Origin of the sequence: Pseudomonas sp. Sample_10, from assembly GCF_004321495.1 — a bacterium.
Classification (GTDB): domain Bacteria; phylum Pseudomonadota; class Gammaproteobacteria; order Pseudomonadales; family Pseudomonadaceae; genus Aquipseudomonas.
This window is the reverse complement of the sequence record NZ_RCOE01000220.1, coordinates 32,880-55,548: the sequence shown is the minus strand read 5'-3', so window position 1 is coordinate 55,548 and position 22,669 is coordinate 32,880. Positions and strand designations below refer to the sequence as shown.

Below are 22,669 nucleotides of genomic sequence, written 5' to 3'. Positions count from 1 at the left end.
GCCTGACGCCTTGGAGGCTGCACCCATAAATCTGTTTGAATGCGCGTGGTCTGGCTGCCAGACTGGCGTTTGACGAGGCGCAATCATACGTGCCGCCCGATCCGTGGAAAAGGTACAGATCGGGCTTTTTCAGCCGCCGAGGTGTGATGATGGAAAAGTTGGAAAAAACCCTGGAAGAATGGAAAGCCATGCTCGATCCTGAGCAGTACAACGTATGCCGGCTCAAGGGCACGGAGCGGCCGTTTTCCGGCAAATACAACGACAGCAAGGTCGACGGTATCTACCACTGCATCTGCTGTAACGAGCCGTTGTTCGATTCCACAACCAAATTCGATTCCGGCTGCGGGTGGCCAAGTTTTTATGCGCCGATCGGCGACAGTGCCATGACGGAAATCCGCGATGTCAGCCACGGCATGATCCGCACCGAAGTGGTCTGCGCCAAATGCGATGCGCACCTGGGCCACGTGTTTCCTGACGGACCACCGCCGACCGGGCTGCGGTACTGCATCAACTCGGTGTGCCTGGACCTGGTACCACGGGGATAACGCTTATCCCGTAGGAGCAAGGCTTGCCCGCGATGGCGATCTCAAGGACGCCATCGCGGGCAAGCCTTGCTCCTACAGTAGCGTGGCGTCCGATAATTTAAATTGCACACAATTCAATTGCACTCTATTTTGTATCCCTCATCTCTTCCAGAGCGCAAATCATGAGCGACAATCTGCTGAACATTCCTTGCACCACGATCAAGGGCGAGCAAAAGACTCTGGCGGATTTCGCTGGCAAGGCCGTGCTGGTGGTCAACACGGCCAGCAAGTGCGGTTTCACGCCACAGTACAAAGGCCTCGAGGAACTGTGGCAGACCTACAAGGATCAAGGCCTCGTGGTGCTCGGCTTTCCCTGCAATCAATTCGGCAAGCAAGAGCCCGGAAACGAAGGCGCGATCAGTGAGTTTTGCGAGCTGAACTACGGTGTCAGTTTCCCGCTGTTCAAAAAGATTGAAGTCAACGGCGCGGGTGCCCATCCGCTGTTCGTGCAGTTGAAACAGCGTGCGCCCGGCGTGCTCGGCTCCCAGGGCATCAAATGGAATTTCACCAAGTTCCTGATCGGCAAGGACGGCCAGTTGGTCAAGCGTTTTGCCCCTGCCACCAAGCCGCAGGATCTGAGCCGCGAGATCGAAGCCCTGCTCAAATGAACAGCGTGTCAGTCGACTCCCTGAATCTCGACAGTCAGCTGTGCTTCAAGCTGTACGCCGCTTCCCGCGCGGTGATTCGTGCCTACAAGCCGATGCTCGATCAACTGGGGCTGACGTACCCGCAGTACCTGGCCATGCTGGTGTTGTGGGAATGGCAAGAGACCGCCCCGGAGCAACCGACCGTCAAGGCATTGGGCGAGCGTCTGGCGCTGGATTCCGGCACGCTGACGCCGTTGCTCAAGCGATTGGAGCAACTGCAACTGGTTCAGCGCCAACGCTCGGCGCGCGATGAGCGCGAGGTGCACCTGAGCCTGTCGCCCGCCGGTACGGCATTGCGCGATCAAGTCGGACCGCTCAAGGCTCGGTTGTTATGCGACAGCGGCGTGGACCTCAATCGCCTGAATGACTTGCGCCAGGGGCTGGACCATCTTTTGGGGCAGATCAGGGCTCTGTCGTAACGGGAACCCACAGGTCCAGCAGTGAGGCCAGTTCTTCGCGGCGGAAGGGTTTGGCCAGGTAGTCGCTCATGCCCGCCGCGCGGCATCGTTCGCGTTCCTCCGACATGGCGTTGGCGGTCAGGGCGACGATCGGCAGTTCCGGCCATCGTCCGCTACGACGGATTTGCCGACTGGCTTCATAGCCGTCCATCACTGGCATGTTGCAGTCCATCAGCACCAGATCGAATTCATCATTCTCCAGCCGGTCGAGCGCCTCGGCTCCGTGAGCGGCGACCGTTACGTCACAGCCGAGTTTGCCGAGCATGCCTTTGGCCACCAATTGATTGACCGGGTTGTCCTCGACCAACAGCACCCGTGCCCGGCGCTGCGGGCTGAGGATATCCACCGGCGTATCGCTGACGGTGCTGATTTGCGGTTGCAGGATACGTCGCAAGGTCTGGTGCAGAGCGTTGCGTGCCAGGGGCCGCGCTTGCTGCTGCAAGGGGGCGAGGGCGTTGACTTGCTCTCCGGGCATGAAATTGCCGTAAGCGGTCACCAGCAGAATTGGCGCGGTGAAAGTCGGGCGCAGGTTGAACAGGCATTCGGGGCAATCGGTGATCAGCACATCAGGATTCAAACCTAGAAGGGATTCATCAATGGCGCGTTGCTGGTATTCCAGCCCCCAACCCGGCAGCAGGCTGCCCAGCAGTTCCGCCAAGCCACTGCTTGCGGCGGTAATGGCGACGACCTTGCCCTGCAATGGCAGCGGCGGCAGGGCTCGCGTGTGGCGAGGCAACGGCAATTCTGCGCAGAACTGACTGCCGAAACCTGCTTCTGAGCTGATGGTCAGGCGCCCGTGCATCGCTTCACAGAGGTTGTAGGTCAGGGCCAGCCCTAACCCGGTGCCGCCGAACTGCCGGGTAATACCGGCGCCGGCCTGGGTGAAGGGCTGGAAGATTTTGACCTGGGCATCTTGGGGAATACCGATGCCGGTGTCACAAACCTCGATTCGTACGCCATCGCCGTCGCCGACGCTCGACAGACGGACGTCGACCCTGCCGAAACGGGTAAATTTGAGGGCGTTGGAGAGCAGGTTGCTGACGATTTGCCTGACCCGCGTCGGATCGCCGAGCACCAGCGCCGGGAAGTGCGGGTCGATCAGGCAAGTCAGCTCGACACTTGGTGCGGCGTTTTGCGACAACAGGTTGGCCGTGTCTTCGACCAATGAGCCAAGGTCGAACGGGATGTTTTCGAGTTCAAGCTGACCGGCATCGAACTTCGACAGATCGAGAATATCGTTGAGCAATTCCACCAGAACTTTGCCCGAGTCGTGAGCAATCGACAGCTGTTGCTGTTGTTCGGCAGTCAATGGCCCATCGAGCGATAGCGCAATCATGCCCAACAGACCATTGAGCGGCGTACGGATTTCGTGGCTCATGTTGGCCAGGAATACCGAGCGTGCTTCGGCCATGTCCAGCGCCGTACTGCGAGCCAGTTCCAGTTCCTGATTGGACTGACTGAGCCGGGTGTTGATTGCCTTGAGCTCTGCTGTGCGCGCCGAGACGATGTTTTCCAGTTGGCCGAGGTAATCGGTCAGGCGGTTTTCGGCGTTGCGCCGCTGCTGGATTTCAGTGGTGACGTTCTCGAATTGTTGGTTGGCGACTTTCACCAGCACGCCGATTTCATCGTTGGCGTGCCCTGCCGGACATTCCAGCGGCGTGGGTTCCCCGCTGCGTGAATCCCGGCTACTGAGTTCGTGAATCAGCCGCACCAGAGGTTTGGTCAACATTACATAGAACAGTGTCAACAGAATGCCGGTCAGGATCAGGCTGCGGGCGAAGCCGTTGAGCAGCGTCACCTCGGCCCGACGCAGGAAGCGATAGCCGAACGAATAAGTGTCGACGTCCAGTTTTAGTGTGCCAAGGGATTCGTTGGGCAGGTGGTCCAGATAGAGGCGGTCTTCGAATTGTCGTTCGGCACCGAACAACAGGTCGCTGATCATGCGATAGCCACTTTGCTGGCCGGGGCGCTTGACGTCGGCCAGCACGTTGCCGTTGTTATCGATCAGTCTGGCTCCGATGATTGCCGGAGAACGCAGCAGGCCCAGTGTCAGTTCCTGAGCGAGTTCGGCGTCGATGTTATAGGCGATGCGCGAGGCGGGATTGTGGCTGATTTCCAGCAAAGACAGTATTTCGCGGTTGATGGAGGCGTCTTCACTGGCATAATCGATGCCTATTTGCAGCAGGCTGAGCAGCATGCCCAAAATGAAACCAACCAGCACGGTAAGCCGGGCTTGCTTGTAGGACAGCCGGTTGGTGAACTTGATATCCATGGGGTGCTGAACCACTTCCGTTTCCCTTCGCTGCTCAAGCATAGTCGATCATGCATGTATACCGATGTTCTCGCGACCCCGTGTACCGGGGTGATCGCTCATTGAACGCTAAGTTTCGTCGATGTATCACCATCATTACCGTGAACGTGCCCGAGGAAAAGACGTGGACTCCCGATTGAATGCTTTTCTTGAACGTGCCGACGCCGTTCTGGCTCGAATCGAACCGTTGCTGCCCGCACCTCGGCAAGCCATAGACTGGTCCCATTGCCTGGCAGCGCGCTGGCAGCGCGAGGGACGAAGCGGGTTTCTGCTGCCACTGCAAGTCAGCCTCGACATGCGCCTGTCCGACCTGATCGGCGTTGACCGGCAACTGGAGCAACTGGGACGCAATACCCGGCAGTTCCTCGATGGCATGCCGGCCAACCACGCCTTGCTCTGGGGTTCGCGCGGTACCGGCAAGTCGTCGCTGGTGCGTGCCTTGCTGGCCGAGCATGCCAAGGGTGGATTGCGCCTGATCGAGATTGAACGCGATCACCTGGCCGACTTGCCGCGAGTGGTCGAACAGATCGCCAAATTGCCGCAACGTTTCGTGCTGTTCTGCGATGACTTGTCGTTCGAGTCGGGCGAGGGTGACTACCGCGTGCTCAAGAGCGTGCTCGACGGTTCGCTCGAACAAGCGCCGGACAATGTATTGCTGTACGCCACTTCGAACCGTCGCCACCTGGTGCCGGAGAAAGAAAGCGATAACGAAAACTGGAAACGCGTCGACGGCGAACTGCACCCCAGCGAAGCGGTGGAAGACAAAATCGCGCTGTCGGATCGCTTCGGTCTGTGGCTGTCGTTTTATCCGTTCACCCAAGAGCACTATCTCGACGTCGTCGAACACTGGATCGGCCAACTGGCGGACAAGGCCGGCCTCAAGTGGCAACGGGACGAAGCGCTGGACATCCTCGCCGTGCGTTGGGCCACGGGACGCGGCAATCGCAACGGTCGTTGCGCGTATCAATTTGCCCGCTATTGGGTTGGGCTGAAACTGTTGGAGCACAAGGCATGATCGATTTACAAAAAAGCGGCCAGGGCCTCGAAGGTTACGGCATGCTGCACGCGCAGCTCGAATCGTTGCTGGCGGACGAGCGGGATTTCATCGCCAACGCCGCGCAATTTTCGGCGTTTCTGTTCAATCAGCTCGATGACCTGAACTGGGCGGGCTTCTACCTCAATCGCAACGAAGAACTGGTGCTGGGCCCGTTTCAAGGGCAGATCGCTTGTGTGCGTATCCCGTTTGGCCGTGGAGTATGCGGAACGGCGGCTGCGACCTTGCAGACGCAACTGGTCGAAGACGTGCACGCCTTCCCAGGGCACATCGCTTGTGACAGTGCATCAAACAGTGAACTGGTGGTGCCACTGATCAAGGATGGCCGACTGATCGGCGTGCTTGACCTCGACAGCCCGAAACTTTCGCGTTTCACGGCACAGGATCAGGCCGGAATCGAGCAGTTGGCCGCGATTTTCCTGCGCCTGACCGATTGCTGATCACCCCTTCAGGCCTGCCTTGATCAGCAGGCCTTGCACGTCCACCGCATCGATCTGTTGAGGGTCGAGAAAGCGTTCGGCGTAGAGCAGATAGATGCGCGCGTTGATGAACAGTCCAAACAGTTGCGGGTCGATGTGGGCGTCCCGGCACATGAATGCCATGATGCCCAGCGCTTCGCTCAAGGACTTGGCTTTCTTGTAGGGGCGGTCGGCGGCGGTCAGTGCTTCGAAAATATCGGCAATCGCCATCATTCGCGCCGGCAGGCTCATTTCCTCGCGTTTGAGCCGTTTCGGATAACCGGTGCCGTCCATTTTTTCGTGATGACCACCGGCGATTTCCGGAACGTTGCGCAGGTGTTCCGGGAAAGGCAGGTGGTTGAGCATCAGGATGGTCTGCACCATGTGATGGTTGATGATGTATCGCTCTTCGTTCGTCAGGGTGCCGCGGGTAATGCTCAGGTTGTAGAGTTCGCCGCGGTTGTACTTGAAGGGTGGCACATTGAGCTTGAAACCCGAGGGATTGTCCGGCGCTATCAGTTCAACTGCCGGGCGTTCGAACAGATGCTCGGGTTTGTCGGCCAGCAGTGATTCAATGACCGGCAGAGTTGCCGCCGGGGTGCGGGCCTGACGCCGGTTTTCTTCCCATGAAACTCCCAAGCGGTCATCCAGGGTTCGGGTCCAGGTGCGTTGAGCGATGCTGTGCAGGCGTTGCAGATCGGCTTCGGCCATGGCTTCGCCACCGAGATTGCAACGCGCGATGAACGCAAAATCCTCATCGAGCGCCGTCAGCGCTGTATCACGTAGCGGCGCCAGTTGTTGTTCGTCGCCACCCTGGGCAATGCCTCGCCAATAACCGATCCAGACATCGCGCTTGAGCACTTCGACGCGAGTGCGGATTTCGTGGATACGGTCGTTCAGGGTTTCCAGTTTCGTGGCTTTATCGACGACGTATTCCGGGGTGGTGATCTTGCCGCAATCGTGTAGCCAGGCGGCGATGTGCAGCGCCTCCCATTCATCGTCCGTGGGTTGGTAGCTGGCGAACTCCGGGGCCTGGCTGGCCGCTGCAGCCTCGGCGAGCATCAGGGTCAGTGCTGGCACGCGCTGGCAATGGCCACCGGTGTAGGGACTTTTCGCGTCAATCGCACCGGCCAGCAGTTTGATGAAAGCGTCCAGCAACTGTTTTTGCCTGACTTGCAGTCGCTGACTCTCGATACTCACCGCGGCCGCGCCAGACACGGCCTGAAGAAACGCTATGCGATCCGGACGCAGTTTCTCCAGATCACTGCGCTCGCCGCTATCGGCCAGCAAAAACACCAGCAGCCCCACGGTTTCGTTGTGGCGATTGTGCAGGCGGATGCCAATCAGATGGACTCGCGGGCAGGCCATTGCCAGCAGTACTTTCTGCAGGTCCCCTGCCTGTTCGAAGCCCAGGTTGGTCACGACGTTGTTGGCGCCCGACAGCTGCCGCAGCCACGTCGGGCTTTGCACGTCTTGCAGTTCATGCGCCTGGATGTCGAAGGATGACAGGGGCTGAGCGACGTCGTTAATCACCAGGCCATGGGGTTCCATGCGGTCCCCGTCGCCTTCGCGCAGGTAAATCAGGCCGGCCTGGGCCTGGCCGATTTTTACCGTTTCGAACAACACCCGTTCCAGCAGCGGCGCAAAGCGGGTCTCGGCGCTCAGGCTGTCGGTGATCTGAAAAAAGCTCGCCAGCGTGTCTTTCATGCGCGCCATCGACACGCTCAGTTGGTCAATCTCCAGCACCGGGGATCGCCGGGACAGCGGAAAGTTGAAATCGAAACTGCGTATCGCGTCCGCTTCCTGCACCAGTGCACGCAGGGGTTTGACCAGGATTCTCGACGTCAGCCAGCCAAGCGGCAGGCACAGCAACAAGGTCGCCAGCGTAATCAGCGCGCCTTGCCAGCGCATGCGGTAGGCGTCAACGAGCAATTCATCTTCCGGCACCAGCATTGCCAGTTGCAGCCCTTGGGGGCCACCCTCCTGCATGCTGCTGCGGGCCACGATCCAGTTGCGACCGGCGGCACTCAGGCGGTTGCCCTGCGTCGGGTTGTTAAGCAATGCGCCAAGACTGGGGTTCAGGTCGGCCGCCTTGATCAGGCGGGCGGACTGATCGTCGATGATCAATCGACTGCTGTCGGGGTAGGCAATGGCATTGCCCTGACCATCGAAGAGCACGATTTCGGTAGCCGGCGTCACCACATGCCTGGCCAGGGTAGCGCTGAGTGCGGCCAGGGTCAGGTCGGCGCCCATCACCACATTCTCACCGCCGCGCCGGGCCAGCGTAGTGCCAATTTCGCGGGTGGAGAAAAAGATGTAGGGCTCGGTGGTGATCTGATCGTTGTCGTCGCTGGCGCTGGAGAACCAGGCACGGCTGCGTGGATCGTAATTATCGCCGGGATTGTCCAGGCGACTGATCAACATCAGGTCTTTATCGAAAAAAAGTGATTGGGAATGAACCTGGCCGTTAGCGTCATGTTCGATGCTCCATACCTGGAATGCCGCTGTATCCGGGGCTTTGAGCAGGGCTTTCAGAGGTGCGGAGCGCAGCGGCCGCACCATGAAGAAGTCACCGTTGTCGTAGCCCAGGTACAACGAGGCGAGGTCGGGATTGTCCTGGAGTGACTGGCTGAACGGCGGGAGTAACGCCAGGCGCTGTTGCAGATCGGGAGCCTGGACTGCAGGCGCGTGCACCAGCAGGCTGAGCAAATGTCGAATCGGTTCGTAGGTCGCGTGCAGGTCCACGCGCACGTCCTGCTCAATTCGATTGAAAAGCCTCTCGCTGCTGGACAGGATGATCTGCGTGGTTTGGTGATAGTTGAAAACACCCAGCACCACCCCGGTCAGCAAAAGCAAAAAGGTGAACATCACGCTGATATGCACGTGCAACGGAAACCGACGTTGATTCGGGCGCAGTGGGCTGGGCATGCAAGTTACTCCATGATGGTTAACACACTGCTCAGCGTCCAAGCATAGTTAAGCCTCTGGCATTTCGCCTTGGTCCGTTTTGTCGATTTGCAGCAGCAATGCCTGCTCCAGTTCGAGCATCGCGTGCTCCAGTTCCGTGCAGCGCTCGGTCACTTTTTCGCGCAGCAAGCGTTCACGGCAGGCGGCTTCGAGCGCCTCGCAACAGTCGATCAGTCGGCAGGCCTGCACGATTCGCGCGGCGCCTTTGATTTTGTGGGCAATGTCCAGAAATGGTTGCGATTCGGTTGACCCCGACAGCGTCTTCAATGCCTGGCGATCCAGACGGTTACTGTTGAGCAACTCGGCCAGCAACCGCTGATTGAGCTGCGGATTTCCTCCGGTCAACTGTTGCAACGCGCGCAGGCTGAAGGCCGGTGTTACAAGAGCAGGCGCCAGGCCGTTGACCCATTGACTCAGGGCGGTCAGCGTCAGGGGCTTGAACAGGCAGTCATCCATACCGGCCTGTTTGCAGCGTTGCACTTCTTCGGGCTGCGCGTTGGCGGTAAAACCCAGCACGGTGCAGGGTGGCAATTGCAGGTGTTGTTCGTGTCGGCGAATGGCGCGCGCCAACGCGTAGCCATTCATGACCGGCATGTTGCAATCGGCGATCACCAGATCGAACCTGTCGTTCTTCCACGCCTCGAATGCTGCCTGACCATCCGCCGCAACGCGGAAACGATGGCCCAGAAACTCCAGTTGCTGACACATGAGCAAGCGGTTGGCGGCGTGATCGTCGACCACAAGGACGTGCAACGGAGCAATGGCGGTAGCGAGCGGGGTTTCAATTTTTTCCACCTGCGGCTCGCGCGGCAGCATGGGCAGGCGCAGCAACATTCGCACGTTGGTTCCTGTCCCGGGCTGACTGCTCAATTGCAGTTGGCCACCCATCATTTCGCACAGGCTGCGGCTGATCACCAGGCCCAGCCCGGCACCACCTCTGCCTGACTGGCCGGTGGCATCGGCCTGAGCGAAAGGCGCGAACAGGCGCAGTTGGTCCTCTTCACTGATTCCGATGCCGCTGTCTTCGACCTGCAACATCATGTCCGCCTGATCGGGTTCGGTGGCGTGCTGCAGTCGGACGACAATCCTGACCTGGCCTTGCTCGGTAAACTTGATGGCGTTGCTGACCAGGTTGGACAGCACCTGTTTGAAGCGCAGAGGATCGAGCAGAACATCCATGGGCGGATCGGCCGATTCGAATTCCAGCAGCAGTTCGAGCGCTTTCTGCCGGGCAAGCCCATCGAAGATACGCACCACCGACGCCACGATCTCTTCAGGATTGACGCGTTCAGGGCTCAGGCTCAGGTGCCCGGATTCGATGCGTGCAATGTCGAGTATGTCTCCGATCAACTCCAGCAGGTCTTTGGCCGAGTGATACGCCACATCGATTGCCGAGCGATCGGGATGGTTGTGTTCAATGCGCTTGAGCGTCAGCTCGAGCATGCCGATCACTGCATTCATGGGGGTGCGGATCTCATGGCTCATGGTCGCCAGGAATGTGCTTTTGGCCCGGTTGGCTTCATCGGCGCGTTCTTTCGCCAAGCGCAGATCATCGAACAGTTGTCGCCGTTCGCTGATATCGATCCAGCCACCGATGATGCCTTGAACCTCACCACTTGAATCCCGATACGGAAGAATCCAGTGATAGATCGTCAATCGCCGGCCGCCGATGTGCAGCGCACGGTCGAGAATCAGCGGCGTGCCTTCGGTCACGACACGCTGGTAATCGGCCTGATACTCCAGGGCTTCGAACGCATTGCTCATCGAGCCCTGAATCACGCTTTTACCGATGACGTCTTCGCGTTTTGCGCAGAACGCTTGCAGATAACTGTCATTGCAACTTTGCAGCAAGCCCTGGCGGTCGCGTACGTAAATCGGGTGAGGCGTACCGTTGACCAGTGAACGCATGAATTCGAACTGATCGTTCAGGGCTCGCTCGGCCGCCTTGCGCTGGTTGATCTGGCGCCGCATGTACGCGTTCCAGGCCACGGAAATCATCAGCAATACACCGGCACCTATGACGATTTGGTAGAAGAGCCGGTGCAAGGTTCGCCAGGTGTTTTGCGTGGACTCCGAATACCCTCGCCAGCGGCTGTTGATGATGCCCAGTTCTTCCGGGGCGATGCTCAGCAATGCCTTGTTGAGGATGTCATTGAGCTCCTTGGCCTCGCGGCCGGTTGCCAGGGAAAAGGCTGCCTGCTCGGTGCCGATGGTGGTACTGATCTGCAGCGAGCGCTCGAACAGACGCGATGAAATGAAGTAGTTGGCGATCACCAACGAGTTGACCGCACCTTCGGCCAAACCTTCGGCCAGCATCTCTACGGCGCTGAATGTATCCGGCGTTTCAATGAGTTTTATCCTGGGAAAATCCTTGCGCAGATACTCCACCACCGGGTTGCCTTGGGCGACAGCCAGGCGTTTGCCTTCGAGCTGTTCAAGATTGAGCGGGCTGTCCGGGGCCTTGCGTGTCAGCAAGACGTAGGAGTTTTGCAGGTACGGGCGGCTGAAGTTCAGCAGGGTGTCGCGCTGCGCACTGGGGAGCAGGGCGGCGATCAGGTCGGCCTGGTTGTGCTTGATCCGTTCGATCATGTCGCTGTCACTGCGGCTGCGCTGAATGTCGAAGCGCAACCCGGTACGCAAGCGGATCAGCTCGAGCAAGTCCGCGGCCACGCCGCGAAAGTTGCCGGCGCTATCGAAAAACGTCAGTGGCGCGAAAGCTTCGTTGACCACCACTCGCACGACTGGATGTTGTGCCAGCCAGCGCTCCTCGCTGTAACTGAGTTCCAGTTTGTGATCGGTGAGCAGAATGTCGCTGCCGGCACTCCAGCGTTTGGCGATGTCTTCCCGGATGCTTACAGGAACCGCCATCAGCATCGCATTGATGATGCCGAGCAGTTGTGGATTGTTTTTGTTCACCGCGAAACTGAAACCGTGGGCTTCGTGTTTGCCGAAGTTGGCCATGCGGATGTTGTTCAGGTAGCCCTTGTTGATCATGTAATGGGTTGAAATGGTATCGCCCAGAAACACATCGGCCTGGTCGAAGGCCACGGCGTTGATCGCATTCTGGTAGGACGGATAGGACGTGATGATTGCCTTCGGATAAAGCGCTTTGACTTCTTCCTGCGGCAAGTAGTGATAGACCATGCTCAATCGCATGCCGGCGAGGCCATCGGTCAACGACCTGGTTTCACCTTCGCGTGTCACCAGTACCGGTTGATCCACGGCATAGGGTGCGGAAAGGACAATGTTGTCATTGTGGGCTTCAAACCCGTTGGCAGTTCCCAGAAGGTCAATCTTGCCGCTTTCCAGTGCCTCGATGGCAGCATTTCTGGTCGCAAAGCGTTGAACCCTGACCGGCAAGCCGGTGACAGTACCAAGGATGCCTGCGTAATCGGCAGTGAAACCTTCATAATCCTGGCCGCTGAGTGTCAGGTCGAAGGGTGGATAATCCGGTGCTGACGTTCCAAGGACCAGCGCGCGTTTATGCTCGAGCCATTGCCGTTGCGTGGCATCCAGCCAGATCTCCAGGGTGCCGGCCGTGGAGCGACTCAACAGGGCATAGTTTTCAGCGCCCTGTGCCGCGAACAATGAAGTGCTCAGGCACAAGCCTGCGATCATCAGTATCAGGTAATCCGTCAGGCGGCTGGGCATGGTTTTTCTCACACCAAAGCGTTGCGCTTCGCCATTTCGATGAGTTCGACCAGGGATTTGGCTTTGAGCTTTTGCATAAGACGTTTCTTGTAAGTGCTGACAGTCTTGTTGCTCAGGAACATGCCTTTGGCGATTTCCTTGTTGGTGCGGCCTTGTGCAAAAAGTTGCAATACCATCAGCTCACGGTCGTTGACTGACTTGAATAGTTCCAGTTCGGCCCAGCGAATATCATCACTTCGTACAGGGTTCAGCGCCTCGCTCGGGAAATAGTTGTAACCCGACAATACCGCTTTTATCGCGCTGACCAATTCACTGAGTTCTTCCTGTTTGCATACATAGCCCGAGGCCCCGGATTGCATGCAACGAATACCGAAAAGGGTCGGGCATTGTGCAGTTAAAACCAGTGTTTTCAGCGGAGTGCTCATGGCGTTGAAGCGGGCAAGTACTTCCAGCCCGTCAAGTTTGGGAATGCTGATATCGAGAATGACCAGATCAGGCATGCACTCGCGAACCATTTGCATGGCGTCGACCCCGTTATCGGTTTCGCCAACGACTTTAAAACCTTCGTGTTCCAGCAGCATGCGAACGGCAAGTCGGATGACAGGGTGATCGTCGACGATAAAAACGGAGTTCATAATCAAATCCCATGCGAGCTCAATAAAGCGCGCACCTTAGCTCAGATAGTCGAGGTGACGTACAAACAGCTGCGGCTGTACCTGCAATATAGGAAAGTTCCTACAAGTGATAAAGAATAGCCTTACGTGGTAACTAGGTTTTTGATGAGGGTGAATAAAAGTTACTTTGTATGTTTGTGTTTGGCAGGAAGTTTACTTCGGGGCTTTTACTGCTTTTTTTGACTGTTTTAAATTGGCTTTCAATGGTTATGTCAAGGTCAATAGTTGTATAAATTCAGATTGTTTCAATGGTTTTATCAAGTAACCAAGTAAAGGAAGGTCGTGAATGTTTGCCGAGTTTTCTATGCCATCCAGTTCTGCGGACGTCAGGCTGCTCAGCAGGATTGCTTGCCTGATCATTCCAAGCTCGCTGGCCAGTTTGACCAGCTCGATTCCAGGCATGTCCGGCAGACATTGGTCACACAATAAAATATCGAACGGCTGCTCGGCGCGGTTCATTTCCTGAAACGCACCTTGGGCACAATCGGTTGTAATCAGTCGGGTAAAACCAAAACTTTCTAATAAATATTGTGTTGCCCTGAGCTGAAACGGATGGTCTTCCACCAGCAAGATGCGCAGATTGTCCTTTATCATCTTTACCACGCTTATGATGTTGTACAAAAATAGTCGTGATTGTTTCCTGACAACTCTGAACAATCGATCAGTTCACTCGACATTGGCTGTAGGGATATTCCGCGAACGTTGAATGCTCTTGAGTTATCCGCGGTTAATCGGCCATTACGAATGACGTAATGGCCGATCTGGCTCAGTGACTGGAGCGCCCGGTCATCTCCAGCGCCATATCGCTGGCGTAGCTGTCGGTCATGCCGGCGATGAAGTCGATCATTCGTAGAAACGAGGTGTGTAAAGGGCCATGCGGGTCGGGCGCGTTGTTGCCCAGTAGGTCGAGAATCCGCCGACTCTTGAAGGATGGCGTGCGACCGTCATGCTGCTCCAGTGCCGCACCGCAAAAGGCGTTGAGCAAAATTTCCAACGTGGTGTAGGCACCGATCTCGTGCAAGGTCTTGCGTTTGTCCTGGAAGATTTTTTTGCGCGCCATGTCTTTTGCATTCAGGACGCAACGCTTGGCAGGGCCGTGCATGTGCTCCACCAGATCCCCGGGGAGCGTTCCGGCCAGCAAGGTGTGCTGCTGCTCGACGAAGGCGCGGGCAGCGGCATTGGTCAGGTGCTCGATGGCCTTGCCACGCAAAATCGCCAGTTTGCGCCGACGTGAATCCCTGGGGCCGAGCTGGCGATAGGTTTCCGGCAAATCGTCACCCACCAGGTCCAATAACAGGGACTCGACTTCGGCGTATTCCAGCAACTCCATTTCCAGGCCGTCTTCCAGATCGATCAGCGCGTAGCAGATGTCATCGGCGGCTTCCATCAGGTACACCAGCGGGTGGCGCGCCCAGCGCTGGTCTTCAAGTTGTGGCAGGCCAAGCTTCTGGGCAATCTGCTCCAGCAGCGGCAGCTCGCTTTGATAGCAGCCGAATTTGTGCTTTTTGTAACCCAGCGAATCGGCGTGCTTGGCCGTCCATGGGTATTTCAGGTAAGTGCCGAGCGTGGCGTAGGTCAATCGCGTGCCGCCATCGAACTGGTGGTACTCCAGTTGAGTCAGTACCCGAAAGCCTTGGGCGTTGCCTTCGAAATTGAGGAAGTCATTGCGCTCGGCTTCGCTCATCGCGTCCAGCCAGCCCCGGCCAGCGGCTTGTTGGAACCAGTGGCGAATCGCATCTTCGCCAGAGTGACCAAACGGTGGGTTGCCGATGTCATGGGCCAGGCAGGCCGATTGAACGACCATTCCCAGGTCGCTGGGGTCGCACCAGTCTGGCAGGGCGTTGCGAATGGTTTCGCCGACGCGCATCCCCAGCGATCGGCCGACGCAACTGACTTCCAGCGAGTGCGTCAGGCGAGTGTGAATGTGGTCGTTGCTGGACACCGGATGAACCTGGGTCTTGCGTCCGAGGCGGCGGAACGCACCTGAGAAAATGATCCGGTCATGGTCTTTGTGAAAAGGGCTGCGGCCGAGCTCTTGCGGGCTATGCAGCGGCTTCCCAAGGCGTTCGCGGGTAAGCAGGGTATGCCAATCCAAGGCTGGTTCTCTCCGTCAGGTGACTGATGAGCCTAGCTTCCCGGTTCACACTGCGACCTGCAAGTGGCACGCGGGATGACCCCCTCGATGAAGAGGTTCATCCCGCATGTTTTTGCTGCGTACAAACAGCAGCGTGGCCGCTACTGTTTGCGCGAGGAGCCTTGCATGACCAGCTTGACCAGAGGTCCCAGGGTGGTGCCCAGTCGAACCAGCCGGGTCAGGCTGCTGATGCCACCGCCATGTTTTGCGCCCTTGCCGGTCAGAAAACCAAGCAAGGTGACGGCGGCCACACCCCACAGTGGAGCGTGCTTGATACCGAAACCGTCCTGCAAATTTTGCGTCATGCCGCGAACACGCTGCAGGGGCTGCAGCAGTTGGCCCGATTCATGGCGGATTTCCTGGCGATGCATTTCCATGCGCAGGCGGATCAGCGCCTTGCGCATTTCCGTACGCGAACTGTTTCTTGGAAGTTCAGGCAGGTTCATGGCAGCAGACGCTCCCGATCATTGGCCAGTTCTTCCAGGGTGCCATGGAAGGGCGAGGATTCATCGAAGATGGCCGCTCTCAAGCGCATGCCGCAGAAGATCGCTGCCAGGGTATAGAACACGCAGAGCCCGATAATCGCCGCCAGACGATAGGTGTCCCAGAACAGAATCAGCACCAGCGTTGATAGCCCCACGAGCAACAGCAAGGCAAATACCAACGCCAGGCCTGCAAACAGCAGCAAGCTTACGGTGCGGGCCTTCTGCTCTTGCAACTCAATGCCAAACAGTTCGACGTGACTGTGCAGCAAGCCAAGGAATGCAGCACCCAGGCGCCGCGATGAGGAACTTGGGCTGGTCTCGGGCGAGACGGGGTCACCGATCGCCATAATCAGCGCCGTGTCGCCAGAAGGCCAATCAGGAAACCCACGCCGGCGGCAATCCCGACCGATTGCCAAGGGTTGGCCTGGACATAATCTTCAGTGGCGGTGACGGCAGCTTTGCCGCGTTCGCGCAGGGAGTCTTCAGTCAGTTTCAAGGTTTCCCGTGCCCGCAGAAGACTGTCGTGGATCTGGTCTCGCAGCTCATCCGCCTGATCACCGGCCAGAGACGCGGTGTGCTCGAGCAACCGTTCGGTGTCGCTGACCAGTGTCTGAAAATCGCTCATCAGGATTTCTTGAGCAGTCTTTGCCTTGATGCTGGCCATTGGTGATCTCCATAAGTGGCTTTCTGAAACGTTCGAGTATGAGCCTTGCGCGAAGGTTCAGTACAAATGACTGGTACAACTTTTGCTGTGTCGTGGTGCGCCGGCCTGTCCGCATGCGCTGTTGCTGGGCAAGGTTTGCCTGAAACCATAACTCAAACAATCGAACCCCGCGCGATTTGTCCGGCCCCGATCGGACTTGACGAACCCTGTGCCTCAAAGCGGTTCATCGGGAGTGAGCTAGTCGTTTTGATAGGTCACAACTTGGTGCATGGATTGCCCGCGCGAACTGCTTTGGTGCTTTTTTCAGCCTTAAGGTCTGCCAAATCCATGGAAAATATGCAAAGCGCTGTGGACAGCCTGGTCCATAGTTCCAACACGTTGTTCATTCTGATCGGCGCCGTCATGGTTCTGGCCATGCACGCCGGGTTCGCCTTCCTCGAAGTCGGAACGGTCCGACAAAAAAACCAGGTCAACGCATTGTCGAAAATCCTCAGCGACTTTGCGATTTCAACGTTGGCTTACTTCTTTATAGGCTATTGGATCTCCTACGGTGTCACCTTTATGCAACCGGCGGCGGTGATCAATGCCGATCATGGATACGCTCTGGTGAAGTTTTTCTTTTTGCTGACTTTCGCCGCGGCGATCCCGGCAATCATTTCCGGAGGTATCGCCGAACGGGCGAGATTCGTGCCGCAACTGTGTGCGACGGCACTCATCGTGGCGTTCATTTATCCCTTCTTTGAAGGCATCGTCTGGAATGGCAATTTTGGTTTGCAAGCCTGGCTGCTGGCGCATTTCGGCGCCGGTTTCCACGACTTTGCCGGTTCTGTTGTCGTCCATGCCATGGGCGGCTGGCTGGCACTGGCCGCGGTGTTGTTGCTGGGACCACGCAATGGGCGCTATCGCGAAGGGCGGTTGGTGGCGTTCGCACCGTCGAGTATTCCGTTCCTGGCATTGGGCTCGTGGATTCTCATTGTCGGCTGGTTCGGTTTCAACGTGATGAGTGCGCAAACCTTGCAGGGGGTCAGCGGGCTGGTGGCGATCAACTCCCTGATGGCCATGGTCGGGGGCACAATGGCGGCCCTGATTGTCGGCCGCAACGATCCCGGCTTTCTGCACAACGGCCCATTGGCCGGACTGGTGGCGATCTGCGCCGGTTCCGACCTCATGCATCCGGTGGGAGCACTCGTGACCGGCGCCGTCGCCGGGGCACTGTTTGTCTGGTGTTTTACCGCCGCGCAAAGCAAATGGCATATCGACGATGTATTGGGGGTCTGGCCGTTGCATGGCTTGTGCGGTGTGTGGGGCGGGATCGCCTGCGGCATCTTCGGCCAGAGCGAATTGGGTGGGCTGGGGGGCGTGAGCCTGATCAGCCAGTTGATCGGTACCGCGTCAGGTGTGATGGTGGCGTTGGCCGGCGGCTTTGCCGTGTACGGCACGATCAAGGCGTTCCACGGTTTGCGACTGAGTCAGGAAGAGGAGTACTACGGCGCGGATTTGTCGGTGCACAAGATCGGTGCTGTCAGTCAGGATTGACCCTTCCACCGCCTTCGGCCCGGGCTGGAAATCGAGCCGGAGGCGGTAGCGGTCCCTGGCTACAGGCCAGATATTACAATGGCTCGACGGTTTTTCAGGGCAGGCCTAGAATGGTCACTTAATTTCTTCGGTTGAGCCCTCATGCTTCCTGAATGTCAGTTGTTCGGCACCCTGGGGTGCCATCTCTGTGAAGTGGCCGAAGCCATGCTGATGGAATTCGTCGAGCGTGGTCTGCTGGTGGAACTGGTGGATATTGCCGACGACGAAACCTGGTTTGCGGCTTACAGCCTGCGCATTCCGGTGTTGCGCCGGGTCGATACAGGGGCTGAACTGGGTTGGCCCTTCAGTGCCGATGATGTGGTGGCATTTTTGCGGTAGAAATTTTCCCGGCACGACGTTCCCGCCTGTCGAACTTTGCGATTGATCCTCTTGGCTTGAAGGATGGTATTCGGATACTGTATGCGCATACAGTTATTCGCAATGCAGCCTTGCCGCCGCCGGTTATCGGCTGAAGCGTGCGGGTGCGGGCGTGAGAGGGAAGAATCGTGGTCAATGTCGAGCAATTGAAAAGCAGCGTCAACCTGATGTCGGTGGACGTGGTACGTGAGGCGGTCCTCGAGTTGCGTCTGGACGGTCTGGTAACGGAGGGAAAAACTCCGTTCAACAAGGTCCACTTCAATACCTGTTTTGCAGAAATCGAAGCCTTGTTCCAGCGTGCTGGCTATCACCGGCAACTGGATGTGGTGGGCTATCAGGGCTTGTTGTATGCGCTCTACGATCCGGGGCGTTGGGAGGCGGTCGATGTACTGCGCTGGCTGAAGGAGTACACCGAGGCAGCGGCGCGCAGGCAGATTCCAGCCTGAAGAATCTCTGCTAGGTTCGCCCCCGTTGCTGTTGGATAATGCCGTTCTGCATTGAGGGTTAGAACGTTCGTATGTCCACTTCATCTTTTTCTGCCGCACACAGCCAGGCCAGCACGCTCTATTTGCCACCTGGCCCGTGGCGGACCGTAATTGAATGCCTGTGCGAGCATTTCAGCGCCATCAGTCGTGATCAGTGGCTGGACAGGGTTGCGCGAGGCCGCGTTCTCGATGGGCACGGAGTGCCGATCGCCGTTGATCTGCCGTACAAGGAAGGTTTACGGATTCACTATTTTCGCGAAGTGCCAGACGAAAAAACCATCCCCGTGACGGAGTCGATCCTGTACGCGGATGAGCATCTGGTCGTGGCGGACAAACCGCATTTTCTTCCCGTGACCCCGGCCGGGGAATACGTGGAGCAGACATTGCTGAGACGGCTGATCCGCCGTCTCGATAATCCCCATCTGGTGCCCCTGCATCGCATCGACCGCCATACCGCTGGCCTGGTGCTGTTTTCCGCCAACCCGCAAAGTCGTTCGGCGTATCAGTCCCTGTTTCCAACACGGCAGATCGAAAAACGCTACGAAGCCATTGCCCGGGCATTACCTGATCTGTCTTTTCCGCTGATCCATAAAAGCCGACTGATTGATGGCGAACCGTTTTTCCGCATGCAGGAAGGTCCGGGCATCAGCAACACCGAGACGGCGGTGGAGGTCAGGGAAAAAAATGGCGATCTGTGGCGTTATGGGCTCTATCCGGTGACGGGCAAGAAGCACCAGTTACGGGTCCACATGACAGCTTTGGGCGCCAGCATTTGTAACGATCCGTTTTATCCCCAGGTACTCAAGGACGTGGAAGATGACTACGCCAATCCTTTGAAGCTACTGGCGCAAGGGCTGAAGTTTGTCGATCCGGTCAGTGGAGAGGACCGGGAATTCGAGAGCTCGATCACCCTGCAATGGTGATCCCGGAACTGAAATAGAATTTTCACCCGGGTTTGCAGTCATTTGATCATGCACCACAAATGTGGCGATCAATGATCCCGGAGCTGCGACACGCAATCCCGGGACTGTCCAAGCCTGGAGATACTCATGAAACGTACCGTTTTTGCTGGAATGTTCATTTGCGCTGCAATGCTGGCCTCTCCCGTTTTCGCCGCTGACAATGACCTTTGCGCCATCAAGCTTCAGGAGCTCAAGGACAAAGTAACGAGCCTGCCAGCCACATCCGAAAACACCACCATGGAAATCAAGCGGATGCAGGCAAGCGCTGAAGCAGCCCGGGCGGCCAACGATGACAAGAAATGCATCACCGAAGCCACACAAGCGTTGGCCCGGGTCGATAAACTGAACAACGAGCCGAATCCATAGCCCTTCGGTACTCATGAAACAGACAAAAAAATGCCCCGATTGGTCGGGGCATTTTTTTATCCGGTATTCACCGCGAAGATTACAGCTCTTTAACGGTACGAACCTGATCCTTGTTGATGCGGGTCTGTTTGCCATCCAGCTGTTCAAATTCGTAGAAGCCCGAATCATCGTCATATTGTGGCGTGTCGACGGCCTGGATTTCGCGACCGTCATTCAAGGTGATCACTGTAGGCGATGCGCAACCGGCGAGGGTGGCGAGGCCCAGTGCGAGCATGAAAGTGGCCAGGGTCCGTTGAGTCATGGTGTGTCTCCGAAATGAATTCTTTAGGTTACCTGAGCTTGAGACGTGAACGGCGCCTGCAAGTTCCTTGGGTAGTGTCAGTCTGACACAGTGTCGTGCGTGCTTAACAGGTCCGGCGTGTTGAGGTTGGCCAGGCGAGGGTCGTTATCGGGGCACTGCAGGGCAGTAGCGCCCAACTTGCGCATCAATCGCCCCGGGCTTCGTTCGCCCTCTTGCCAGGCACTTTCAAAGTCTGCGCGAAGGGCTACGGGGATGACGCACAGCAACGGTTCCCAGTGTTCGTCATGGCGCAACATCAACGGTTTGTCGGGATGCAGGCTGGCGGTTTCACGCATGCTGGCAAGCAGGGCAGCATCGATGCGGGGAACGTCACATGGCAAGACCAATAAATGCGAATGGCGGGCTGCTTTCAAGCCAGCACGAATGCCGGCCAGCGGCCCAGGAAAGTCGCCTTCGTCGTCATGAACCAACTGGTCGGCGTAGGCAGCGTACTTATCCATGTTGCGATTGCAGGAAATGATCAGGTCATCGCTCAGGGGGCGCGTCTTGCGATGCAAATGCGCGATCAGCGGCTCGCCGTGCCATTCCAGTAACCCTTTGTCCTGTCCGCCCATGCGTTGGCCGCGCCCGCCTGCCAGGAGCAGAATGGAGCAGGACGGCAATTGTGCAATCGAAGTCATGGCAGTTCTCCAGGGGGGCGGCGAAAAAAGGGGGCGCTGTGATATAACACCGGGCTGTTTCTCCTACAACTGGACGAGCCTATGAAAGCCAAGGCTGATGTACCTTTCGCGCCGCTGAACATTGCGGTGTTGACGGTCAGCGACACCCGTACCCTGGAAACCGATACATCAGGTCAGGTATTTGTCGACCGTTTGACGGCGGCCGGCCATAACCTGGCGTGCCGTGTACTGCTCAAAGATGATCTCTACAAAATTCGTGCGCAAGTCGCCAACTGGATTGCCGACGAGGTCGTGCAGGTCGTGCTGATCACTGGCGGCACCGGTTTCACCGGTCGCGACAGTACTCCGGAAGCGGTGAGCTGCCTGCTCGATAAACAAGTTGATGGGTTCGGTGAACTGTTCCGCCAGATCTCCGTGGCGGACATCGGCACGTCTACGGTCCAGTCCCGCGCCTTGGCTGGCCTGGCGAATGGCACGCTGGTCTGCTGCTTGCCTGGTTCGACCAATGCGGTGCGTACCGGTTGGGACGGCATTCTTGGCGAGCAGTTGGATTCACGCCATCGCCCATGCAACTTCGTCACTCATTTGAAACAGGCAGCCCCTTGTGAATCCCGTGGGTAAGCCGGGCAAGACCGGTAGCCTGATGCCCGTTGAGGCAGCACTGGCGCGGTTACTGGAAATGGCGGACGCCACGAGAATTCTTCAACGTGAACGCTTGCCGTTGGCTCAGGTTCAGGGTCGTGTGTTGGCGGATGATCTGCTGTCGACGCTGGATCTCCCGCCGTGGCCGAACAGTGCCATGGATGGCTATGCGCTACGTATTGCTGACTGGACCGGAGAACCACTGGTTGTCAGCCAGAAAATTTTTGCAGGCAAGGTTCCCGAGCCCTTGCAGCCAGGCACCTGTGCCCGGATATTCACCGGGGCGCCTGTTCCCGCCGGCGCCGATTGTGTCGAGATGCAGGAAAACGCTGAAGTCCAGTCGGACGAGCGAGTAGCGTTTACCGAAGTCATGAACCCCGGGCAAAACATTCGACCACAGGGCCAGGAAACGACTGTCGGAGAACTGGTTTTGCCAGCGGGTACGCGCCTGGGGCCGATCGAGCAAGGTTTGGCTGCGTCGTTGGGTTGTGCTGAGCTGGATGTGGTTCGCAAGATCCGCGTCGCGGTTCTGTCCACTGGCGACGAGTTGATTGAGCCAGGTCAAGCATTAGGCCCAGGGCAGATCTATAACAGTAACCGCGTGCTGCTCTGCAGTTGGCTGCAGCGTTTGGGTTGTGAAGTGGTCGATGCCGGTATTCTTCCAGACGATCTTGTCACCACGCGCGCGCGACTCGGCGAACTGAAAGATGTCGATTTGATTCTCTCGACCGGCGGTGTATCGGTGGGTGAGGCCGATTTTCTGGGCATTGCCTTGCGGGAAGAGGGTGAGTTGAGTTTGTGGAAGCTCGCTATCAAGCCGGGCAAGCCGCTGACATTTGGACATTTTCGTGGCGTTCCAGTCATCGGTCTGCCCGGTAACCCGGCGTCGACGCTTGTGACCTTTGCCTTGTTGACCAGGCCTTATCTTTTGCGTCGTCTGGGCGTCAAGGATGTCGCGCCGTTGAACATGCAAGTGCAATGCGGCTTTGACTGGCCCATTGCAGGCAATCGACGCGAATACTTGCGCGGTCGCCTTGAGAACGGTCGGGCGATCATCTACAAAAATCAGAGCTCTGGCGTGCTGCGCAGTGCCGCCTGGGCTGATGGACTGGTTGAAGTCATGGAAGGGCGCACGTTGGTCGCAGGTGATAGCGTTAGTTTCATTCCGTTGAGTGAAGTATTGATTTGATTCT

General features: G+C 57.6%; 23 protein-coding genes. 12 read left to right on the top strand and 11 right to left on the bottom strand.

Annotation, left to right across the window (positions count from 1 at the left end):
- Window positions 1-149: 149 nt before the first annotated feature.
- The 3 genes from msrB (at window position 150) to D8U18_RS21670 (ending at window position 1,650) form a co-directional block, all read left to right on the top strand.
- Window positions 150-545 carry a peptide-methionine (R)-S-oxide reductase MsrB gene (gene msrB / locus D8U18_RS21680; protein ID WP_056856382.1) on the top strand — a complete coding sequence of 132 codons (396 nt, stop codon included), beginning with the start codon at window positions 150-152 and terminating at the stop codon, window positions 543-545.
- Between the two features lie 161 nt (window positions 546-706).
- The gene (locus D8U18_RS21675) at window positions 707-1,192 is read left to right on the top strand and encodes a glutathione peroxidase (RefSeq protein ID WP_056856381.1); all 486 of its coding nucleotides are present in this window, start codon (window positions 707-709) and stop codon (window positions 1,190-1,192) included.
- The gene (locus D8U18_RS21670; RefSeq protein WP_056856380.1) at window positions 1,189-1,650 is read left to right on the top strand and encodes a MarR family transcriptional regulator; all 462 of its coding nucleotides are present in this window, start codon (window positions 1,189-1,191) and stop codon (window positions 1,648-1,650) included. Before D8U18_RS21675 ends, D8U18_RS21670 begins: the two co-directional genes overlap by 4 nt.
- On the opposite strand, the gene D8U18_RS21665 is transcribed toward D8U18_RS21670, so the two are convergent.
- Window positions 1,634-3,961: a response regulator gene (locus tag D8U18_RS21665; RefSeq protein WP_177435049.1), complete on the bottom strand. Its 2,328-nt coding sequence runs from the start codon at window positions 3,959-3,961 to the stop codon at window positions 1,634-1,636. The genes D8U18_RS21670 and D8U18_RS21665 overlap by 17 nt on opposite strands.
- 163 nt (window positions 3,962-4,124) lie before the next feature.
- Here D8U18_RS21665 and D8U18_RS21660 point away from each other — a divergent pair, with 163 nt between their 5' ends.
- The gene (locus tag D8U18_RS21660) at window positions 4,125-5,015 is read left to right on the top strand and encodes an ATP-binding protein (RefSeq protein WP_130930854.1); all 891 of its coding nucleotides are present in this window, start codon (window positions 4,125-4,127) and stop codon (window positions 5,013-5,015) included.
- Window positions 5,012-5,494, top strand: a complete 483-nt coding sequence (locus tag D8U18_RS21655) for a GAF domain-containing protein (RefSeq protein ID WP_056856377.1) — start codon at window positions 5,012-5,014, stop codon at window positions 5,492-5,494. The genes D8U18_RS21660 and D8U18_RS21655 overlap by 4 nt, the downstream gene beginning before the upstream one ends.
- On the opposite strand, the gene D8U18_RS21650 is transcribed toward D8U18_RS21655, so the two are convergent.
- From D8U18_RS21650 to D8U18_RS21615, 8 genes are all read right to left on the bottom strand, one after another.
- A complete protein-coding gene (locus D8U18_RS21650; RefSeq protein ID WP_130904086.1) occupies window positions 5,495-8,440 on the bottom strand; it encodes an HD domain-containing phosphohydrolase in 2,946 nt (981 codons plus the stop codon).
- A gap of 48 nt (window positions 8,441-8,488) precedes the next feature.
- On the bottom strand, window positions 8,489-12,130 hold the full coding sequence (locus D8U18_RS21645; protein WP_131108380.1) for a transporter substrate-binding domain-containing protein: 3,642 nt from the start codon (window positions 12,128-12,130) through the stop codon (window positions 8,489-8,491).
- An 8-nt stretch (window positions 12,131-12,138) separates the two neighbouring features.
- On the bottom strand, window positions 12,139-12,765 hold the full coding sequence (locus tag D8U18_RS21640) for a response regulator transcription factor (protein WP_056856374.1): 627 nt from the start codon (window positions 12,763-12,765) through the stop codon (window positions 12,139-12,141).
- 246 nt (window positions 12,766-13,011) lie between these two features.
- A complete protein-coding gene (locus tag D8U18_RS21635) occupies window positions 13,012-13,398 on the bottom strand; it encodes a response regulator (protein WP_056856887.1) in 387 nt (128 codons plus the stop codon).
- A 172-nt stretch (window positions 13,399-13,570) separates the two neighbouring features.
- Window positions 13,571-14,899: a deoxyguanosinetriphosphate triphosphohydrolase gene (locus tag D8U18_RS21630; protein WP_056856373.1), complete on the bottom strand. Its 1,329-nt coding sequence runs from the start codon at window positions 14,897-14,899 to the stop codon at window positions 13,571-13,573.
- Between the two features lie 140 nt (window positions 14,900-15,039).
- Window positions 15,040-15,384, bottom strand: a complete 345-nt coding sequence (locus D8U18_RS21625; protein WP_056856372.1) for a hypothetical protein — start codon at window positions 15,382-15,384, stop codon at window positions 15,040-15,042.
- Window positions 15,381-15,770 (bottom strand): phage holin family protein, encoded by a 390-nt coding sequence (locus D8U18_RS21620; protein ID WP_056856371.1) that lies wholly within the window; start codon window positions 15,768-15,770, stop codon window positions 15,381-15,383. The genes D8U18_RS21625 and D8U18_RS21620 overlap by 4 nt, the downstream gene beginning before the upstream one ends.
- 2 nt (window positions 15,771-15,772) lie before the next feature.
- Window positions 15,773-16,087: a YqjD family protein gene (locus D8U18_RS21615; RefSeq protein WP_008055105.1), complete on the bottom strand. Its 315-nt coding sequence runs from the start codon at window positions 16,085-16,087 to the stop codon at window positions 15,773-15,775.
- Window positions 16,088-16,414: 327 nt separating this feature from the next.
- Between D8U18_RS21615 and D8U18_RS21610 the strand changes: the two genes are divergently transcribed.
- The 5 genes from D8U18_RS21610 (at window position 16,415) to D8U18_RS21590 (ending at window position 19,853) form a co-directional block, all read left to right on the top strand.
- Window positions 16,415-17,623: an ammonium transporter gene (locus D8U18_RS21610; protein WP_056856370.1), complete on the top strand. Its 1,209-nt coding sequence runs from the start codon at window positions 16,415-16,417 to the stop codon at window positions 17,621-17,623.
- 141 nt (window positions 17,624-17,764) lie between these two features.
- Window positions 17,765-18,001: a glutaredoxin family protein gene (locus D8U18_RS21605; RefSeq protein ID WP_056856369.1), complete on the top strand. Its 237-nt coding sequence runs from the start codon at window positions 17,765-17,767 to the stop codon at window positions 17,999-18,001.
- 167 nt (window positions 18,002-18,168) lie between these two features.
- Window positions 18,169-18,486, top strand: a complete 318-nt coding sequence (locus D8U18_RS21600; RefSeq protein WP_056856368.1) for a hypothetical protein — start codon at window positions 18,169-18,171, stop codon at window positions 18,484-18,486.
- Between the two features lie 71 nt (window positions 18,487-18,557).
- The gene (locus D8U18_RS21595; protein WP_056856367.1) at window positions 18,558-19,448 is read left to right on the top strand and encodes a pseudouridine synthase; all 891 of its coding nucleotides are present in this window, start codon (window positions 18,558-18,560) and stop codon (window positions 19,446-19,448) included.
- A 126-nt stretch (window positions 19,449-19,574) separates the two neighbouring features.
- A complete protein-coding gene (locus tag D8U18_RS21590; protein ID WP_056856366.1) occupies window positions 19,575-19,853 on the top strand; it encodes a hypothetical protein in 279 nt (92 codons plus the stop codon).
- A gap of 79 nt (window positions 19,854-19,932) precedes the next feature.
- On the opposite strand, the gene D8U18_RS21585 is transcribed toward D8U18_RS21590, so the two are convergent.
- Together D8U18_RS21585 and mobA are read right to left on the bottom strand one after the other, a co-directional pair.
- Window positions 19,933-20,154: a YgdI/YgdR family lipoprotein gene (locus D8U18_RS21585; RefSeq protein WP_056856365.1), complete on the bottom strand. Its 222-nt coding sequence runs from the start codon at window positions 20,152-20,154 to the stop codon at window positions 19,933-19,935.
- A 77-nt stretch (window positions 20,155-20,231) separates the two neighbouring features.
- Window positions 20,232-20,834: a molybdenum cofactor guanylyltransferase MobA gene (gene mobA / locus D8U18_RS21580; RefSeq protein ID WP_130904083.1), complete on the bottom strand. Its 603-nt coding sequence runs from the start codon at window positions 20,832-20,834 to the stop codon at window positions 20,232-20,234.
- 81 nt (window positions 20,835-20,915) lie between these two features.
- Between mobA and moaB the strand changes: the two genes are divergently transcribed.
- Together moaB and glp are read left to right on the top strand one after the other, a co-directional pair.
- On the top strand, window positions 20,916-21,455 hold the full coding sequence (gene moaB / locus D8U18_RS21575; protein ID WP_046816112.1) for a molybdenum cofactor biosynthesis protein B: 540 nt from the start codon (window positions 20,916-20,918) through the stop codon (window positions 21,453-21,455).
- Window positions 21,439-22,665, top strand: a complete 1,227-nt coding sequence (gene glp / locus D8U18_RS21570) for a gephyrin-like molybdotransferase Glp (RefSeq protein WP_130904082.1) — start codon at window positions 21,439-21,441, stop codon at window positions 22,663-22,665. The genes moaB and glp overlap by 17 nt, the downstream gene beginning before the upstream one ends.
- Window positions 22,666-22,669 lie beyond the last annotated feature (4 nt).

Coding starts and splice junctions, on each gene's coding strand:
- D8U18_RS21610 (WP_056856370.1), top strand. CDS start 16,415: ATGGAAAATATGCAAAGCGCTGTGGACAGCCTGGTCCATAGTTCCAAC.
- D8U18_RS21625 (WP_056856372.1), bottom strand. CDS start 15,384: ATGAACCTGCCTGAACTTCCAAGAAACAGTTCGCGTACGGAAATGCGC.
- D8U18_RS21635 (WP_056856887.1), bottom strand. CDS start 13,398: ATGATAAAGGACAATCTGCGCATCTTGCTGGTGGAAGACCATCCGTTT.
- msrB (WP_056856382.1), top strand. CDS start 150: ATGGAAAAGTTGGAAAAAACCCTGGAAGAATGGAAAGCCATGCTCGAT.
- D8U18_RS21595 (WP_056856367.1), top strand. CDS start 18,558: ATGTCCACTTCATCTTTTTCTGCCGCACACAGCCAGGCCAGCACGCTC.
- D8U18_RS21665 (WP_177435049.1), bottom strand. CDS start 3,961: ATGGATATCAAGTTCACCAACCGGCTGTCCTACAAGCAAGCCCGGCTT.
- D8U18_RS21670 (WP_056856380.1), top strand. CDS start 1,189: ATGAACAGCGTGTCAGTCGACTCCCTGAATCTCGACAGTCAGCTGTGC.
- mobA (WP_130904083.1), bottom strand. CDS start 20,834: ATGACTTCGATTGCACAATTGCCGTCCTGCTCCATTCTGCTCCTGGCA.
- D8U18_RS21620 (WP_056856371.1), bottom strand. CDS start 15,770: ATGGCGATCGGTGACCCCGTCTCGCCCGAGACCAGCCCAAGTTCCTCA.
- D8U18_RS21585 (WP_056856365.1), bottom strand. CDS start 20,154: ATGACTCAACGGACCCTGGCCACTTTCATGCTCGCACTGGGCCTCGCC.
- D8U18_RS21645 (WP_131108380.1), bottom strand. CDS start 12,130: ATGCCCAGCCGCCTGACGGATTACCTGATACTGATGATCGCAGGCTTG.
- D8U18_RS21655 (WP_056856377.1), top strand. CDS start 5,012: ATGATCGATTTACAAAAAAGCGGCCAGGGCCTCGAAGGTTACGGCATG.
- D8U18_RS21640 (WP_056856374.1), bottom strand. CDS start 12,765: ATGAACTCCGTTTTTATCGTCGACGATCACCCTGTCATCCGACTTGCC.
- D8U18_RS21650 (WP_130904086.1), bottom strand. CDS start 8,440: ATGCCCAGCCCACTGCGCCCGAATCAACGTCGGTTTCCGTTGCACGTG.
- D8U18_RS21605 (WP_056856369.1), top strand. CDS start 17,765: ATGCTTCCTGAATGTCAGTTGTTCGGCACCCTGGGGTGCCATCTCTGT.
- D8U18_RS21615 (WP_008055105.1), bottom strand. CDS start 16,087: ATGGCCAGCATCAAGGCAAAGACTGCTCAAGAAATCCTGATGAGCGAT.
- moaB (WP_046816112.1), top strand. CDS start 20,916: ATGAAAGCCAAGGCTGATGTACCTTTCGCGCCGCTGAACATTGCGGTG.
- D8U18_RS21675 (WP_056856381.1), top strand. CDS start 707: ATGAGCGACAATCTGCTGAACATTCCTTGCACCACGATCAAGGGCGAG.
- D8U18_RS21590 (WP_056856366.1), top strand. CDS start 19,575: ATGAAACGTACCGTTTTTGCTGGAATGTTCATTTGCGCTGCAATGCTG.